This is a genomic window from Bradyrhizobium sp. USDA 3364, assembly GCF_054056355.1.
The window spans coordinates 570,788-587,603 of sequence record NZ_JBSRYG010000002.1; the positions used below are offsets into that span (position 1 = coordinate 570,788).

General features: G+C 65.5%; 9 protein-coding genes and 1 pseudogene. 7 read left to right on the plus strand and 3 right to left on the minus strand.

What is annotated here, in order from left to right; genetic code table 11:
- Positions 1–4 precede the first annotated feature (4 nt).
- The 5 genes and pseudogenes from treS to treY all read left to right on the plus strand — a co-directional run bounded on the left by treS (position 5) and on the right by treY (position 12,067).
- The gene (gene treS, locus ACVILL_RS02980; protein ID WP_456727777.1) at positions 5–3,310 is read left to right on the plus strand and encodes a maltose alpha-D-glucosyltransferase; all 3,306 of its coding nucleotides are present in this window, start codon (positions 5–7) and stop codon (positions 3,308–3,310) included.
- Positions 3,307–5,454, plus strand: a complete 2,148-nt coding sequence (gene glgB, locus ACVILL_RS02985; RefSeq protein ID WP_456727778.1) for a 1,4-alpha-glucan branching protein GlgB — start codon at positions 3,307–3,309, stop codon at positions 5,452–5,454. Before treS ends, glgB begins: the two co-directional genes overlap by 4 nt.
- A 3-nt stretch (positions 5,455–5,457) precedes the next feature.
- Positions 5,458–7,531: pseudogene (glgX, locus tag ACVILL_RS02990) on the plus strand (glycogen debranching protein GlgX).
- The gene (gene treZ / locus ACVILL_RS02995; RefSeq protein WP_456727779.1) at positions 7,528–9,279 is read left to right on the plus strand and encodes a malto-oligosyltrehalose trehalohydrolase; all 1,752 of its coding nucleotides are present in this window, start codon (positions 7,528–7,530) and stop codon (positions 9,277–9,279) included. The pseudogene glgX and the gene treZ overlap by 4 nt, the downstream one beginning before the upstream one ends.
- A gap of 4 nt (positions 9,280–9,283) precedes the next feature.
- Complete coding sequence (gene treY / locus ACVILL_RS03000; RefSeq protein ID WP_456727780.1) at positions 9,284–12,067, plus strand: malto-oligosyltrehalose synthase; 2,784 nt, start codon at positions 9,284–9,286, stop codon at positions 12,065–12,067.
- A gap of 9 nt (positions 12,068–12,076) precedes the next feature.
- Here the strand turns inward: treY and ACVILL_RS03005 are convergent, their stop codons facing one another.
- The gene (locus tag ACVILL_RS03005; protein ID WP_456727781.1) at positions 12,077–12,385 is read right to left on the minus strand and encodes a polyhydroxyalkanoic acid system family protein; all 309 of its coding nucleotides are present in this window, start codon (positions 12,383–12,385) and stop codon (positions 12,077–12,079) included.
- A gap of 166 nt (positions 12,386–12,551) precedes the next feature.
- On the opposite strand from ACVILL_RS03005, the gene ACVILL_RS03010 reads away from it, so the two are divergent.
- Positions 12,552–12,716 (plus strand): DUF3309 family protein, encoded by a 165-nt coding sequence (locus ACVILL_RS03010; RefSeq protein ID WP_456727782.1) that lies wholly within the window; start codon positions 12,552–12,554, stop codon positions 12,714–12,716.
- Between the two features lie 78 nt (positions 12,717–12,794).
- Here the strand turns inward: ACVILL_RS03010 and ligD are convergent, their stop codons facing one another.
- Positions 12,795–15,440: a DNA ligase D gene (gene ligD, locus ACVILL_RS03015; protein ID WP_456727783.1), complete on the minus strand. Its 2,646-nt coding sequence runs from the start codon at positions 15,438–15,440 to the stop codon at positions 12,795–12,797.
- A 106-nt stretch (positions 15,441–15,546) separates the two neighbouring features.
- Between ligD and ku the strand changes: the two genes are divergently transcribed.
- Entirely contained in the window at positions 15,547–16,434 is an 888-nt protein-coding gene (ku, locus tag ACVILL_RS03020) for a non-homologous end joining protein Ku (protein WP_456727784.1), read from the plus strand.
- Positions 16,435–16,555: 121 nt separating this feature from the next.
- On the opposite strand, the gene ACVILL_RS03025 is transcribed toward ku, so the two are convergent.
- A complete protein-coding gene (locus tag ACVILL_RS03025) occupies positions 16,556–16,795 on the minus strand; it encodes a DUF6496 domain-containing protein (RefSeq protein ID WP_456727785.1) in 240 nt (79 codons plus the stop codon).
- Positions 16,796–16,816 lie beyond the last annotated feature (21 nt).

Below are 16,816 nucleotides of genomic sequence, written 5' to 3' on the forward strand. Positions count from 1 at the left end.
CGTCATGAACGTATTCTCCTCCGTCAATACCGAGGCGAAGGTCGCGACCGAGACCACCGACCAGCTCTGGTACAAGGACGCGATCATCTACCAGCTGCACGTCAAGGCGTTCGCCGACAGCAACAATGACGGCATTGGCGACTTCGCGGGGCTGACGGAGAAGCTCAGCTATCTGCAGGAGCTCGGCGTCACCGCGCTGTGGCTGTTGCCGTTCTATCCCTCGCCCGGCCGCGACGACGGCTACGACATCGGCGACTATGGCGACATCAATCCCGATTTCGGGACGATGAAGGACTTCAAGCGCTTCATCCAGGAAGCCAAGAAGCGCGGCCTGCGCGTCATCACCGAGCTCGTCGTCAACCACACCTCGGACCAGCATGCCTGGTTCAAGCGCGCCCGCCGCAGCCCGCCGAATTCCAGCGCGCGCAGCTGGTACGTCTGGAGCGACACCGACCAGAAATACCTCGATACGAGGATCATTTTCACCGATACCGAGAAGTCGAACTGGACCTGGGATCCGGAAGCCGGCCAGTTCTATTGGCATCGCTTCTTCTCGCACCAACCGGACCTGAACTTCGACAATCCGCGCGTGGTGCGCGCCATCGTGCAGGTGATGAAGCGCTGGCTCGACACCGGCGTCGACGGCTTCCGGCTCGACGCGATTCCCTATCTGTGCGAGCGCGACGGCACCAACAACGAGAACCTGCCGGAGACGCATGCCATCATCAAGCGGCTGCGCCACGAGCTCGACGCCTACGCCAAGGGCAAGATCCTGCTGGCCGAGGCCAATCAATGGCCGGAGGACGTGCAGGAATATTTCGGCCATGGCGACGAATGCCACATGGCCTATCACTTCCCGCTGATGCCGCGCATCTACATGGCAATCGCCCAGGAAGATCGCTTTCCGATCACCGACATCCTGCGCCAGACGCCCGACATTCCGGCCGCGGCCCAGTGGGCGCTGTTCCTGCGCAACCACGACGAGCTGACCTTGGAAATGGTGACCGACGTCGAGCGCGACTATCTGTGGTCGACCTACGCCAACGACCCGCGCGCCCGCATCAATGTCGGAATCCGCCGCCGCCTTGCGCCGCTGATGGACAATGACCGGCGCAAGATCGAGCTGATGAACTCGCTCTTGCTGTCATTCCCCGGCACGCCGATCATCTATTACGGCGACGAGATCGGCATGGGCGACAACATTTATCTCGGCGACCGCAACGGCGTGCGGACACCGATGCAATGGTCGCCGGACCGCAACGGCGGCTTCTCGCGCGCCGATCCGGCACGGCTCTACGCGCCGATGATCATGGACCCGGTGTACGGCTACGAGGCCGTCAATGTCGAGGCGCAGTCGCGCAGCCTGTCCTCGCTGCTGTCGGCGACCAAGCGACTGATCGCGGTACGCAAGTCGACGCTCGCCTTCGGACGCGGCACCATGACCTTCATCCGCCCCGAGAACCGCTCGGTGCTCGCCTATGTACGCGAGTACCAGGGCGAGGCGATCCTGTGCGTCGCCAATCTGTCGCGCTCGGCGCAGGCGACCGAGCTCGACCTCTCCGCCTTCAAGGACCGCATCCCGCTCGAGATGCTCGGACGCACGCGCTTCCCGGCGATCGGCGAGCTGCCCTACATGATCACGCTGGCGCCTTACGGCTTCTACTGGTTCCAGTTGCAGGAGCGCGACAAGTCCGAGCCGGTGACGCCCCGCGCGGTGCCGGAATTCGAGACGCTGGTGGTGCCGCTCGGATCGACCTGGACCTCGCTGGCGCGGACCCGCGGCGTGTTCGAGCACGACGTGCTGCCCGAGCATCTCGCGCGCTCGCGGTGGTATCCCGAGCACTCCGCGCGCACCATCCAGCCGACGCTGGTGTCGGCGATCCCGTTCTGCGACATCGGCGACAACCGGCCCTGGCTGATCTTCTTCGAGACCACGCAGCGCGGCACCACCAGCCGCTACGTGCTGCCGATGCAGATCGAATGGGTGCGCTTCGACCGCGAGCGCTACAACCCGCGCGCCTTCGCCGCGATCCGCCAGGGCGCCCGCGAGGGCACGCTGCTCGACGTCGCCACCGACCAGATCTTCACCGGCCTGTTCCTGCGCAATTTGCGGGAGAACCTCACGGTCGATGAAGGTGAGCAAGGCCTGAAGCTCGAATTCCGGCCAACCAGCCGCTTCTCCGACCGGCCGGTGCGGCAGCCGGAACGGATTCGCGTCTTCGAGAACGACCAGCCGCATTCGACCGCGCTGGTCGACAATGAATATGTCACCAAGATCTACCGCAAGCTCGAGGTCGGCATCAATCCGGAGATCGAGATGGGCCGCTTCCTCACCGAAGTGGTCGGCTTTCCGAACACGCCGGCTCTGCTCGGCACCTCTGAATTGGTCGAGGGCGACAAGCGTAGCGCGATTGCCGTGCTGCATACGATGGTGGTCAACCAGGGCGACCTATGGAACGTCGCCGCCTCCCATCTCGACCGCCTTGTCGAACGGCAACGCCTGCTCGCGGTGAGCGAGCACCCGGCGGAGAACGGCGATCAGGCCACCTATCTGCGCCACATGTCGCACAGCGGAAAGCGCCTCGCCGAGCTGCATATCGCGCTCGCCAGCAACCGCGACCTGCCGGACTTCGCGCCCGAGCCGACCAAGCCCGAGGACCTGCAGCGCTGGAACGATGAGATCATGGCGCGCGCCGAACGCGTGTTCGAAACGCTGAAGCAGCGCCGCGGCTCGCTGAAGGATGCCGACCGGCTGCTGGCGGATCAGCTGCACGCCCAGCACGGCACGCTGCCGGAGCGGCTCAAGGCCCTGCTGCCGCGCGAGACCGACGGGTTCAACATCCGCCATCACGGCGACCTGCATCTCGGCCAGTTGCTGATGGTCAAGGACGACGTCTTCATCATCGATTTCGACGGCGGACCGGGCCGCACCATCGCCGAGCGGCGCCGCAAGGCGCCGGCGGCGCGCGACGTCGCAGGCCTGATCCGCTCGATCGACTATGCGGCAACCGCCGCGCTGGAACGGACGCTCAAGGTTTCCCCCGACGAGAGCGGCCGGCTGAGCCTCGCCGTGGCCGAATGGCGCGACCAGGCCGCGGATGCGCTGCTGGCGGCCTATCGCGAGACCATGGCCGGGCAACGCCTGTGGCCCGCCGACGCCAAAACGGCCGATCGCCTGCTTAACCTTTTCCTGCTTGAGAAAGCCTTCTACGAGATCGAGTATGAGCTGGCCAACCGGCCCGATTGGCTAAGGGTGCCGCTAACCGGCCTGCTGAGGATTTTGGCGCAACAGCCGCATGAGGTTGCATGAGCAAACTGCCCGCCGAGGCCTATGCCATCATCGAAGGCCGCCACTCCGATCCCTTCCACTACCTCGGGCTTCACACCGAGGGGGATCGCAACGTCGTGCGCGCCTTCCTGCCCGATGCTGTCAATGTCGAGGCGATCGGCGAGCATGGCGAGACGGCTCCGCTGGCGCGCATCCATGACGCCGGCCTGTTCGCAGGCCCCCTGCCGAACGGCTCGACGCGCTATCAGCTGCGCGCCCGCTTCGGCGACAATATCGTCGAGCTGGAGGACGCCTACCGCTTCCCCCCGATCCTGAGCGATTTCGATCTCTATCTGCTCGGCGAAGGCACCCATCAGCGCGTCTACGATACGCTCGGCGCGCATCCGATGACGCTCGACGGCGTCGACGGCATCGGCTTCGTGGTGCTGGCGCCGAATGCGCGGCGGGTCAGCGTGGTCGGCGACTTCAATTTCTGGGACGGACGACGCCATCCGATGCGCGTCCGCGGCCCCGGCTACTGGGAGCTGTTCATCCCGCGCGCGCGGGTCGGCGACCACTACAAGTTCGAGATCATCGGGCGCAACGGCCAGCATCTGCCGCTGAAGTCCGATCCACTGGCCTTCGCCGCCGAGGTGCGTCCGAAGACCGCCTCGATCGTGATCGACGAGCGCAAGATCCCGCATCCGCGCCCGGCGCCCGACCGCGTCAACGCGCTGAGCTCGCCGATGTCGATCTACGAGGTTCATCTCGGGTCGTGGCGGCGCAAGGGCCGCAATGAGTGGCTGACCTATCGCGAGATGGCGGAGCAGCTTCCCGCCTATGCCAGCGACATGGGCTTCACCCATATCGAATTCCTGCCGATATCCGAGCACCCGTTCGACGGCTCCTGGGGCTACCAGCCGACCGGCATGTTCGCGCCGACCAGCCGGTTCGGCTCGCCCGATGATTTCGCCGCGCTGATCGACGCCTGCCACGGCGCCGGCCTCGCCGTGCTGCTCGACTGGGTCCCCGGACATTTCCCCGACGATCCGCACGGTCTGGGCAATTTCGACGGCACCGCGCTCTACGAGCACGCCAATCCGTTGCAGGGCCGTCACCTCGACTGGGGCACGCTGATCTACAATTACGGGCGCACCGAGATCACCAACTTCCTGGTGTCGAACGCGCTGTTCTGGCTCGATCGCTACGGCATCGACGGGCTGCGCGTCGATGCCGTCGCCTCGATGCTCTATCTCGACTACAGCCGCCCCGCCGGCGGCTGGATCCCGAACAAATATGGCGGCCGCGAGAACATCGAGGCGATCGACTTCCTGCGCCGCTTCAACACCGAGCTGTTCGCGCACTTCCCGCAGGCGACGACCGCCGCGGAGGAATCCACCGCATGGCCGCAGGTGTCGCGTCCCGTCGAATATGGCGGGCTCGGCTTCGGCTACAAGTGGAACATGGGCTGGATGCACGATACGCTGAAATACATCGGCAAGGATCCGATCCACCGCAAATATCATCACGGCGACATCCTGTTCGGCCTGCACTACGCCTTCTCGGAGAACTTCATCCTGCCGCTGTCCCACGACGAGGTCGTGCACGGCAAGCGCTCGATCCTCGGCCGCATGCCCGGTGACGACTGGCAGCGCTTCGCCAATCTGCGCGCCTATTACAGCTTCATGTTCGGACATCCCGGCAAGAAGCTGATGTTCATGGGCTGCGAGTTCGGCCAGGAGCGCGAGTGGAACCACGACTACTCGATCGATTGGCACCTGCTGCAGCAGCCGCGGCACAGCGGCATCCAGAACCTGGTCCGCGACCTCAACCGGCTCTATCGCGCGCTGCCGGCGCTGCACGAGCTCGATTGCGACCAGGCCGGCTTCGAATGGGTCGTCACCGACGACGCCAACAACAACGTGTTCGCGTGGATCCGCAAGGGTAATGATGCGCGGGCACGCTGCCTCGTGGTCGCGAACTTCTCGCCCAACGTCTATCGCAACTATCGCGTCCGCGTGCCGTTCGCAGGCAAGTGGCACGAAGTGTTCAACTCGGATTCCGCGCATTACGGCGGCACCAATGTCGGCAATATCGGCGAGGTCCGTGCCTCCGAGGGCGCGACGCCGGAACTGAGCCTGACGATCCCGCCGCTGGCAGCGATCTTCCTCGTACCGGAAAGCTGATTGATGCGACTGACCGGGGGAACGTCCGCACGGCTCGGTGCAAGCTGGGACGGCAGAGGCACCAATTTTGCGCTGTTCTCGGCGAATGCGGAGAAGGTGGAGCTGTGCCTGTTCGACGGCCAGGGCCGCCGCGAGCTCGAGCGAATCGAGATGCCGGAACGCACCGAGGACGTCTGGCACTGCTATCTCAACGACATCTCGCCGGGCCAGCTCTACGGCTATCGCGTCTACGGGCCCTACGCGCCGGAGCGCGGCCACCGCTTCAACGCCAACAAGCTCCTGCTCGATCCCTACGCCAAGCGGCTTGCCGGCCGGCTGGTGTGGAGCGATGCGCACTTCGCCTACCGCACCGGCAGCGCGCGCGAGGATCTCTCCTTCGACCGGCGCGACAATGCGCGCGGCATGCCGAAGGCCGTCGTCGTCGACGAGAGCTTCAACTGGGGCCGCCGCGAGATCCGCCCGCATATTCCATGGGAAGACACCATCATCTACGAAGCCCACGTCAAGGGCCTGACCCAGAAGCGCGAGGACGTGCCGCCGAATTTGCGGGGCACCTATGGCGGGCTGTCATCGCCGGCGATGATCGACCATCTCAAGCGGCTCGGCGTCACCACCATCGAGCTGTTGCCGATCCACGGCCTGATCGACGACCGTATCCTGGTCGAGAAGAAGCTCGCGAATTACTGGGGCTACAACACCATCGCCTTCTTCGCACCTGAGGCGCGCTATGCCCAGGACAATGCGCTCGACTCCTTCCGCACCACGGTGGCGCGGCTGCACGACGCCGGCATCGAGGTGCTGCTCGACGTCGTCTACAACCACACCGCCGAAGGCAACCATATGGGGCCGACGCTGTGCTTCCGCGGCATCGACAATGCCTCCTATTACTGGCTGAACCGCGAGAACCCGCGCTTCTACGACGACTTCACCGGCTGCGGCAGCTCGGTCAACCTCACCCATCCGCGCGTGTTGCAGATGGTGATGGATTCGCTGCGCTACTGGGTCGAGGTCTGCCATGTCGACGGCTTCCGCTTCGATCTCGCAACGACCCTGGCGCGCGGGCCGAACGGCTTCGATCGCAACCACCCCTTCCTCACCGCGATCCGCCAGGACCCGGTGCTGGCGACCGCCAAGATGGTCGCCGAGCCCTGGGACCTCGGTCTCGGCGGCTATCAGGTCGGCGCGTTTCCGTCGCAATGGTCGGAGTGGAACGACCGCTATCGCAGCGCGATGCGGCGCTACTGGAGCGGCGAAGGCAGCCTGATCGGCGACATCTCCGGCCGCATGACCGCCTCCTCGGACCTGTTTCACCACGACAACCGCGCCACCCGCGCCAGCGTCAACCACATCACGGTGCATGACGGTTTCACGCTCGCCGACCTCTTCAGCTATAACGAGAAGCACAACGAGGCCAATGGCGAGGACAATCGCGACGGCTCCAACGACAACCACAGCAACAATTGCGGCCACGAAGGCCCGACCGACGACCCCGCGATCATCGCGCTGCGCCGCCAGCTCAGGAAGAACGCGCTGGCCTGCCTGCTGCTGGCGCAGGGCACGCCGCTGATCCTCGCCGGCGACGAGGTCGCCAACACGCAAGGAGGCAACAACAACGCCTATTGCCAGGACAATGAGACCGGCTGGATCGGCTGGGACAATCTCGGCACCGACGACGACGCGATCGACTTCATCGGCCACCTCACCGCGCTGCGCCAGCGCTTCGGCCAGATCCGCTGCCAGAGCTGGCTCGACGCGCCGCCGTACCGACGGCAGCTACGGCGTGCTGTGGCTGACGCCATCGGCGGAGGAGATGAAGGAATCCGACTGGAAATTCCCGGAAAGCCGGTTTCTCGCCTATGTGCTGGGGCCGATGGAACCAGGACAGGCGCCGATCTTTATCGTGCTCAATGCCGCACCGCAGGAGATCGTGTTCAGGATGCCGAGGATGGCGGAATACAGGAGCTGGCAGCAGGTCTTGAACACGACCAAAGCGCAGCAGACCGCTGAGCAATTTGCATCCGGCGCAGACATCACCGCACCGCCGCGCTCGGTGCTGGCATTTGCAGGCTCCGCATGACCGCGCAGCATTTCGGCCCCGAGCTGACACCCGATGGCACGCGCTTCCGGCTCTGGGCGCCGGCAGCGAAGCGCGTCGATCTCCTGCTCGACAAGCCGCATCCACTCACCCGCGACGCAGCCGGCTGGTACGTCGCCGAGATTGCAGGCGCCCGCGCAGGCACACGCTATAAATTCCGCATCGACGACGAGGTCGATGTGCCCGATCCCGCCTCCGCCTTCCAGCCGGACGACGTGTTCGGCCCAAGCGAGGTGATCGATCACACCGCCTTCAAATGGCGTGCGACGGAGTGGCGCGGACGTCCCTGGCACGAGGCCGTCGTCCTCGAGGCTCACGTCGGCACCTTCACGCCGGAGGGCACCTATCGCGCCATGATCGACAAGCTCGATCATCTGGTTGCAACAGGGATCACCGCGCTCGAGCTGATGCCGCTCGCGGATTTCGCCGGCCGCCGCAACTGGGGCTATGACGGCGTGCTGTGGTATGCGCCCGACAGCGCCTATGGCCGGCCCGAGGACCTCAAGACCCTGATCGACGAGGCGCATCTGCGCGGGCTGATGGTGATGCTCGACGTGGTCTATAACCATTTCGGCCCCGAGGGGAATTATCTCGGGCGCTACGCGCCCTCCTTCTTCAGCGAAGCGCATACGCCGTGGGGCAGCGCGATCGATTATCGCGTACCCGAGGTGCGGGCGTTCGCAATCGGCAGCGTGGTGAGCTGGCTGCGCGACTATCGCTTCGACGGGCTGCGGTTCGACGCGGTCAATACCATCGTCGAGGCCGGCGAGGTCTCCGTGCTGCACGACTTCAGCAAGGCCGCCGGCCAGCTTGCCACCGAGACCGGCCGGCAGATCAACCTCGTGCTGGAGAACGGCGACAACATCGCAAGCCTGCTCGACGCCGCCGAGGATCCGCCGAACGGCAAGTTCCGCGGCCAGTGGAACGACGATTATCATCACGCCTGGCACGTGCTGCTGACCGGAGAACGGCAGGGCTACTACGGCGACTACCGCGCGCCGAAGCAGGACCTCGCACGCGCGCTGTCGTCCGGCTACATCTACCAGGGCGAAGTCTCGGAGTTCTGGGGCGGCAAGGCCCGCGGCGAGCCGAGCGGCATGCTGTCGCCGACCTGCTTCATCAACTTCCTGCAAAACCACGACCAGATCGGCAACCGGCCGCTGGGCGATCGGCTCGAGAGCATTGCGAAGCCGAAGGCGATCGAAGCGGCGCTGGCGGTGACGCTGATCGCGCCGACCATGCCGATGCTGTTCATGGGCGAGGAATGGGGTGCGACGACGCCGTTCCCGTTCTTCTGCGATTTCAAGGGCGACCTCGCCAACGCGGTCCGCGCCGGGCGGCGCAAGGAGTTCGCCTGGGCCTATGCCAAATATGGCGACGACATTCCCGACCCGCTGGCCGAGGAGACCCTGCGTTCGGCCGTGCTCGACTGGTCGGCGCTCGGCCGCGATCCCGCCCGCACACGGCTTAAGCTGGTGCGCGACCTGCTCGCCACACGCCGGCGCGAGATCACGCCGCGGCTCACCGGGGCACGCTTCGGCGGCGACCGCGTCACCGGCGATCTCTTGACCGCGCATTGGCGGATGGGCGACGGCCGCACGCTGTGGCTCACGGCCAATCTGTCAGATCGGGCCATCACCGGCGCGGCGGGCCCGAAGGGAACTGCGATCTGGGGCGGCGCGTTGTCCGGCGACCTCCCCGGCTGGGCGGTACGCTGGCACATCGGATAGCACAATGCCTCCGGCGATCCCGATCGCGACATACCGACTGCAACTCACTGCCGATTTCGACTTCGATGCCGCCGCCGGTGTCGCCCCCTATCTGAAGGCGCTCGGCATCAGCCATGTCTATGCGTCGCCCTTCATGAAGGCGCGCAAGGGCTCGACCCATGGCTATGACGTCGTCGACCACACCAAGTTCAATCCGGAGCTCGGCGGCGAGGCAGGATTTGCGCGGCTCAGCGAAGCACTGAAGCGCAACGACCTCGGGCTGATCCTGGATTTCGTGCCGAACCATGTCGGCGTGCATTTTGCCGACAATCCGTGGTGGCTCGACGTGCTGGAATGGGGACCGGTGTCGCCGCACGCGGTCTCCTTCGACATCGACTGGGACCAATTGCCGTACCGCGCGCGCGGCGGCGTGCTGCTGCCGATCCTCGGCTCATCCTATGGCCAGGCGCTGGAGCGCGGCGACATCGAGCTGCGCTACGAGGCGGCCGAAGGCAGCTTCTCGGCGTGGTATTTCGAGCACCGTCTGCCGATCGCACCTGAACGCTATGGCGAGGTGCTGCGGACCATCGTCCGCGAGGCGGCGGCCGAAGACAGCCCGGCCGGGCGCGCGATGCTGGAACTCGCGGCGCGGTACCGCGGACTGCGCCATCCGAACCGCAAGGAAGCCCCGACGCTGAAGGCGGAGATCAAGGCGATCGAGGGCAGCGCCGGGATCATCGCGCGCGGGCTCGATGCCTATCGTGCCGGCGAAGACCGCCCCAACCAGACGCTGGCGCTGCATCATCTCCTCGAACGCCAGCACTACAAGCTCGGTCACTGGCGGCTTGCCTCCAGCGACATCAACTATCGCCGCTTCTTCGACGTCAACACGCTGGCCGGCCTCAGAGTAGAAGACGCCGCCACCTTCGAGGCGAGCCATAGCCTGGTGCGGCGGCTGATCGCGGAGGGCCGGCTGCAGGGCCTGCGGCTCGACCATATCGACGGCCTGCGCGACCCCGCCCAGTACTTCCAGCGCCTGCGCCGCCTGATCCGCACAGCGCAGGGCGCCAAGGCCAGGCCGTTCTACATGGTCGTCGAGAAGATCCTCGGCGAGGACGAGAGACTGACGAAATTCAGCGGCGTTCACGGCACAACCGGCTACGAATGGATGAACACGATCAGCCAGGTACTGGTCGACGGCGCGGGCCTCGACCCACTGAGCGAGATCTGGCGCCAGATCAGCAACCGGTCGCCAAACCTCACGCCGGTGCTGCGCGAGGCCAAGCGCCGTGTGCTGGAGACGCTGCTGACCAGCGAATTCACCGTGCTGGCGCGGCTCGTCGCGCGCATCGCCAGCGGCCATTACACGACCCGCGACTTCTCCGGCGACAGCCTGCGACAGGCGCTCGAACTCTACGTGCTGCATTTCCCGGTCTATCGCACCTATCTCACCGGCTCCGGCCCGGCCGCGCACGACCGCGCGCTGATCAGCGAGACCATCGAGCGCGCCCGCGCCGACTGGTTCGCCGCCGACGAAGGCATCTTCGACTTCCTGCGCGATGCCCTGACCATGGACCTGCTGAAGCCCGGCCGGCCGCCGCACAGCGCGCCGCGGGTCCGCCGCTTCGCGCTCAAGGTGCAGCAATTCACCGGGCCGATGATGGCGAAGTCACTGGAGGACACCACCTTCTATCGCTACCACCGCCTGCTCGCGCTCAACGAGGTCGGCGGCGATCCCGCGGCAAGCGCGATTGCGCCCGAGACCTTCCACGCCATGATGCAGGCCCGCGCCCGCGAATGGCCGCACGGCATGACGGCGACCGCAACCCACGACACCAAGCGCGGCGAGGACGCCCGCGCCCGCATCATGGCGCTGGCGGAAATCCCCGGCGAATGGACCAGCGCGGTGGCGCGCTGGAAGGTGTTGAACGCGCCGCATCTGGTGCTCGACGGCGAGATGCGCGCGCCGTCGACGACGTTCGAATACATGCTGTATCAGGCCCTGCTCGGCGCCTGTGATCCGGGCGACGCTTCGCTCCCGGCGCGCATCCAGGCCTATGCCCTGAAAGCGGCGCGCGAGGGCAAGCAGGAGACCAGCTGGCTCAATCCGCACGAGCCTTATGAAGCGGGCGTGAAAACCTTCATCGAGCGGATCCTCGATCGCAACACGTCGCCCGAATTCCTCGACGCGCTGGACACGCTGGCGCAGCGGACCGCGCTGATCGGCGCGCTGAACTCGCTCAGCCAGATCACGCTGAAGGCGACCATGCCGGGCGTGCCGGATTTTTACCAGGGCACCGAAAGCTGGGATCTTTCACTGGTCGATCCGGACAATCGCCGTCCGGTCGACTTTGCCGGTCGTGCCGAGCTCCTGACGGCGCTGGAAGCACCGGATTGGGACGCGCTGGCGCAGAGCTGGCGCGACGGCCGCATCAAGTTCGCATGGACGCGGCACCTACTGCGGCTGCGCAACGAGATGGCCGATGTCTTCACCAGCGGCGCTTACGAACCGCTCGCGGTCAGCGGGCCGCATCGCGATCATGTCGTCGCGTTCGCGCGGCGCCACGGCCGCGACGCGGCCATCGTCGCGGTGGTGAAATCATTCGCGCCGTTCACGCAAGGAGGACGGCAGTGGCCACGCGCTGAAGCCTTTGAAGGCGAGATCGACCTCGCCGGATTTGCGCTCCCGGGCGGCGAACGCAAACTTCAGCTCCCGGCGCTGTTCGCCGATGTGCCGGTCGCCGTGCTGAGGGCGAAGGCCGCGGCGGGGGCGAAGCAAGCCCCGAAGCGTGCGCGCGCGCACGGCTAGCGCCGCGCGTCAGCGCTTGGTCAGCAGCAACTGCCCGCGCTTCTGGATGGCGGCCTGCGCCACCTCGGCGAAGCGTTGCAGCAACCACGGCAGCGTCACCTCCAGCCGCACATGGTCATCCTCGACGTCGAGATGTCCGGCCGCGACCTGTCCCAGCGCGCGGACGCGAAAGCTCATCCGGTTATTCTCCCAGCGCTCTTCGTCGACGCTCATGACCGGCACGCTCTCGGCCGCGCGCGACAGGCCCGTCTTCAGGCGCCGCATCGCTTCCTCGCGGCCGAGGCTGTGGGGGATCGAAACGATCAGCGGAGCCGACATCGTGGTGCACTCCTCCATGGATTCCGTTCATGTAGTTCTGTTCCTCCGCAAACGGAAGATCACACAGTTTTATCGCACCGCTCAACCAGGAACCTTCATGGTGACGGGCTGTTGGCTCTTCCGAAGGGCAGCGACAACAGGCCTGCCGGGCTGAGGAGGGATCGAGATGTCACTCGGAACGATCATTCTTATTATCCTGATCATCGCGCTGCTTGGCGGCTTCAGCGGCCTCGGCGGCGGGCCGTTCTACGGCACAGGATATTACGGCGGCGGCGGTCTCGGCCTTGTTATCGTGATCCTGCTGATCCTGCTGCTGCTCGGACGCATATAGCGCGTGGCGCGCAATGCGCCCGTCCGTATTGACGGCTGTCATCACCCGCGAAAGCGGGTGATACTTCGTTGGTAGGGCTTACCGTGCCGCGAGCTTCTTGATCGCCGCCTTGATCGACCCCGCCGCATCCTCATAGCCGTCCCAGGCCTTGGTCTTGGCGAGCAGCGCCGGCACCGACCGTATCGTGTACTTCTTCGGATCGAGATCGCCGCGCAGCTGAGCCCAAGTCAGCGGCATCGACACCGTCGCGCCCGGACGCGCCCGCGGCGACAGCACCGCGACCGCGGTCGAGAGCCGGTCGTTGCGCAGATAGTCGAGGAAGATCTTTCCGGTGCGCTTGGCCTTCGACATGTTGATCAGATAGCGCTCGGGGTCGTCCTGCGCCATCCACTGGCAGATGGCTTGCGCGAACGCCTTGGCCTCCTTCCACGTCACCTTGTCCCTCGCGCCTGACAGCAGCGGCGCCACGACATGAAGGCCCTTGCCGCCCGTCGTCTTGCAGAAGCTGTCGAGACCGACCGCGGTCAGCCGCTGGCGCATGTCCTTGGCGGCGTCGATCACGTCGCTGAACACGACGTCGGGCGCGGGATCGAGATCGAACACCAGCCGGCCCGGCGTGTCATAGGCATCGGGCGCGCAATTCCAGGGATGCAACTCGAGGCCGCCGAGCTGCGCGACCGCAGCCAGACCCTCGATCTGGTCGATCTGCAAATAGGGCTTGCGGTCGCCGGAGACCTTGGCGAGCTTCAGCAGCTTCGACGTGCCGGCCATCGCGTGGCGCTGGAAGAAGGTCTCGCCCTTGATGCCGTCGGGCGCACGGACGATCGAGCACGGCCGGCCCTTGAGATAGGAGATCATCCATTCGCCGACCGCCTCGAAATAGTTGGCGAGGTCGAGCTTGGTCACCGGCGCGCCATCGCCGGCGTCGGGCCACAATGCCTTGTCCGGATGGGAGATCGCGACCCCCATCACCTCGCTGGATGCTTTCCCGGATACCTTTCCCTTGGCCATCGGCTTCACCACTTTGGTTACGACCGGCCGCTCGACCTCCACCTCATGTGCCGGCTTGTCTTGGCGCAGGCCCTTGAACGCCGCCTGGCGGATATTCTGAGCATCGGTCCAGCCGGCGAACTCGATCTCGGCGACCAGCTCTGGCTTCAGCCAATGCACGTCGCGGGTCTTCTTCGGCGCATCCTTGCCGCCGAACGGGCTGGTGTCGGATGCCGCTTCCTTCAGCGCCGGCATGATGCGGCGGACCGTGTCCTGGCCGAAGCCGGTGCCGACGATGCCGACAAAGGCCAGATGATCGCCGCGATAGACGCCGGCCATCAGCGAGCGGAATTTGCCGTTGGTGGTCTTCCAGCCACCGATCACCACCTCGTGGCCGGCGCGGATCTTGGCCTTGGTCCAGTCGTCGGAGCGGCCGGAGCGATAGGCGCCGTCGAGCCGCTTGGAGACGATGCCTTCCAGCCCGAGCTTGCGCGCCGAGTCGAGCACGGCGTCGCCGCGCTCCTCGAAATGCTCGACATAGCGGATTAACGGGTTCCTGCCCTTGCGCGCCGCGAGCAATGGCCTCAGCCGCGCCTTGCGCTCAGTCAGTGGCAGCGGGCGCAGATCCTCGTGGCCTGCAAACAGCAGGTCGAACGCGTAGAAGATCAGCCGGTCGGTCTTGCCGTCGGAGAGCGCGGCCTGCAGCGTCGAGAAGTGCGGCGTGCCGTTGTTGTCGAGCGCGACGATCTCGCCGTCGATCAAGGCATCCGGCAGCTTGCCGGCCTCCTTCGCGATCGCGCCGAATTTGTCGGTCCAGTCGAGCGCCTTGCGGGTCTTCAGCGCGGCCTCGCCGTCCTCGACGCGAAGCTGCACGCGATAGCCGTCGAACTTGATCTCGTGGCACCAGCCGGCGCCATTTGGCGGAGACTCGACCGCGGCGCAGAGCTGCGGCGCGACGAAATCAGGCATCTCGGCCACCTGCTTCGATTTCGCCTTCGATCGCTCCTTCAATTGCGCTTTGGGCGCCGGCCCCTTGGTCTTCGCGCGCGCGGCGGCGGCCATGCCGTGATTGGACTGCCAGACCGCGTCCGCCTTGATGGTCGCCTTGGCCTTGCCGTTCCCCTTCGCCAGCATGAACGGCTTCGGCGCCCGTCCCTTGCCGGAAGCGATCTCGGCCATCGAGCGGCCGGAGGCGACCGAGCGGTCTTCCTCCAAAATCTCCTCACCGTTACCTTCCACGGCATATTCATCGCGGTGCTTGATCAATAGCCAATTGGTGCGCTTGCCGCCGAAGCGGTCGTTCTTCATCCGCACCAGCACCCAGCTGCCGTGCAGCTTGTCGCCATGCAGCGTGAACTTCAGGTCGCCCTTCCTGAAGCCGCGTTCGGGATCGTCAGATTCCCAGGTGCCGCGATCCCACAGCTGCACCGTGCCGCCGCCATACTGGCCTTCGGGGATCGTACCTTCGAAATCGCCATAGTCGAGCGGATGATCCTCGACCTCGACCGCCAGCCGCTTGTCATGCGGATCGAGCGAGGGCCCGCGCGTCACCGCCCAGGACTTGAAGACGCCGTCGAACTCCAGCCTGAAATCATAGTGCAGCCGCGTCGCGTCATGCTTCTGGATCACGAAACGCCGCTGCTTGCTCGGTGCGACCTTGACGTCGCCCGACGGCTCACTGGTCTTCTCGAAGTCGCGTTTCTTGCGATAGGTGGTGAGGTTTCTCAGCGACACGTGCAGGCCTCGGCACAATCAGCGGCCGCCGCCTTCGTGCGGCCATCAGGAACCAAAACCTACGGTATCCGTTCAAGTTCCAAACTCAAGCTGTTTGGAGACGATCATGGCCGCTCCCCGCGCCTACTGGAAAGGCACGCTCAAGCTCTCGCTGGTGTCATGCCCGGTGGCGCTCTACCCGGCCTCGACCGCAGTCGAGAAGACCCGCTTTCACATGATCAACCGGGAGACCGGCAACCGGCTCAAGCAGCAGATGGTCGATGCCGAGACCGGCGACGTCGTCGAGGGCGACCAGAAGGGCCGCGGCTACGAGGTGAGCAAGGGTAAATATGTCGAGATCGAGAAGGACGAGCTCGAGGCGGTCCAGATCGAGAGCAACCACACCATCGACATCGATAGTTTCGTGCCCGAGGGCGAGATCGACAAGCGCTATCTCGACCACCCCTATTACATCAGGCCCGACGGCAAGGCCGGCGTCGATGCCTTCGCGGTGATCCGCGATGCCATGAAGGACCAGGACCGCGTCGCGCTGGCGCGGATCGTGCTGACCAACCGCGAGCACGTGATCGCGATCGAGCCGTTCGACAAGGGCATGCTCGGCACCACCCTGCGCTACCCCTACGAGGTACGCGACGCCGACGACTACTTCGACGACATCAAGAGCCCGAAGGTCACCAAGGACATGATCGAGCTCGCCGGTCACATCCTCGACAGCAAGGCTGCGCATTTCGATCCGTCGACATTCAAGGACGAGTACGAGACCGCGCTGAAGGCGCTGGTCCGCCGCAAGGCTGCCGGCAAGCCGATCAAGGCCGCCGAGCGCGAGGAGAAGCCGAGCAATGTCGTAAGCCTGATGGACGCGTTGCAGCAGAGCCTGAAGGGCGGCAAGAGCGGCGGACGGCGATCCGGCTCCACCGCACGGCGCCCGACCTCGCACCGCCGTGCGGCGAAGAAGGCGCACCGGTCGAGCGCGCGGCGGCGCAAGGCGGGGTGAATTCCCTCCCTCCCCCGTCATTGCGAGCGAAGCGAAGCAATCCATCTCTCCGTGCATGCGGAAAGATGGATTGCTTCGTCGCTTTGCTCCTCGCAATGACGACCAGATAGATTTGGCTATCCTACCGCTTCTTCGCGGCCTTGCGCTTTTTCGTCGTCTTCCGTTTCTTCGTCGTCTTCTTTGACGTCTTCTTCGGCACCTTGCGGCCCTTGGCGCGCGCCTCTGACAGGCCGATCGCGATCGCCTGCTTGCGGCTCTTCACCTTCTTCTTGGAGCGGCCGCTGCGCAGCGTCCCGGCCCTGCGCTTCTTCATCACACGCTCGACATCGCTTGACGCCTTCCGCGAGTATTTTCTTGCCATGGCTTCTCTCCCGCTAAGGGA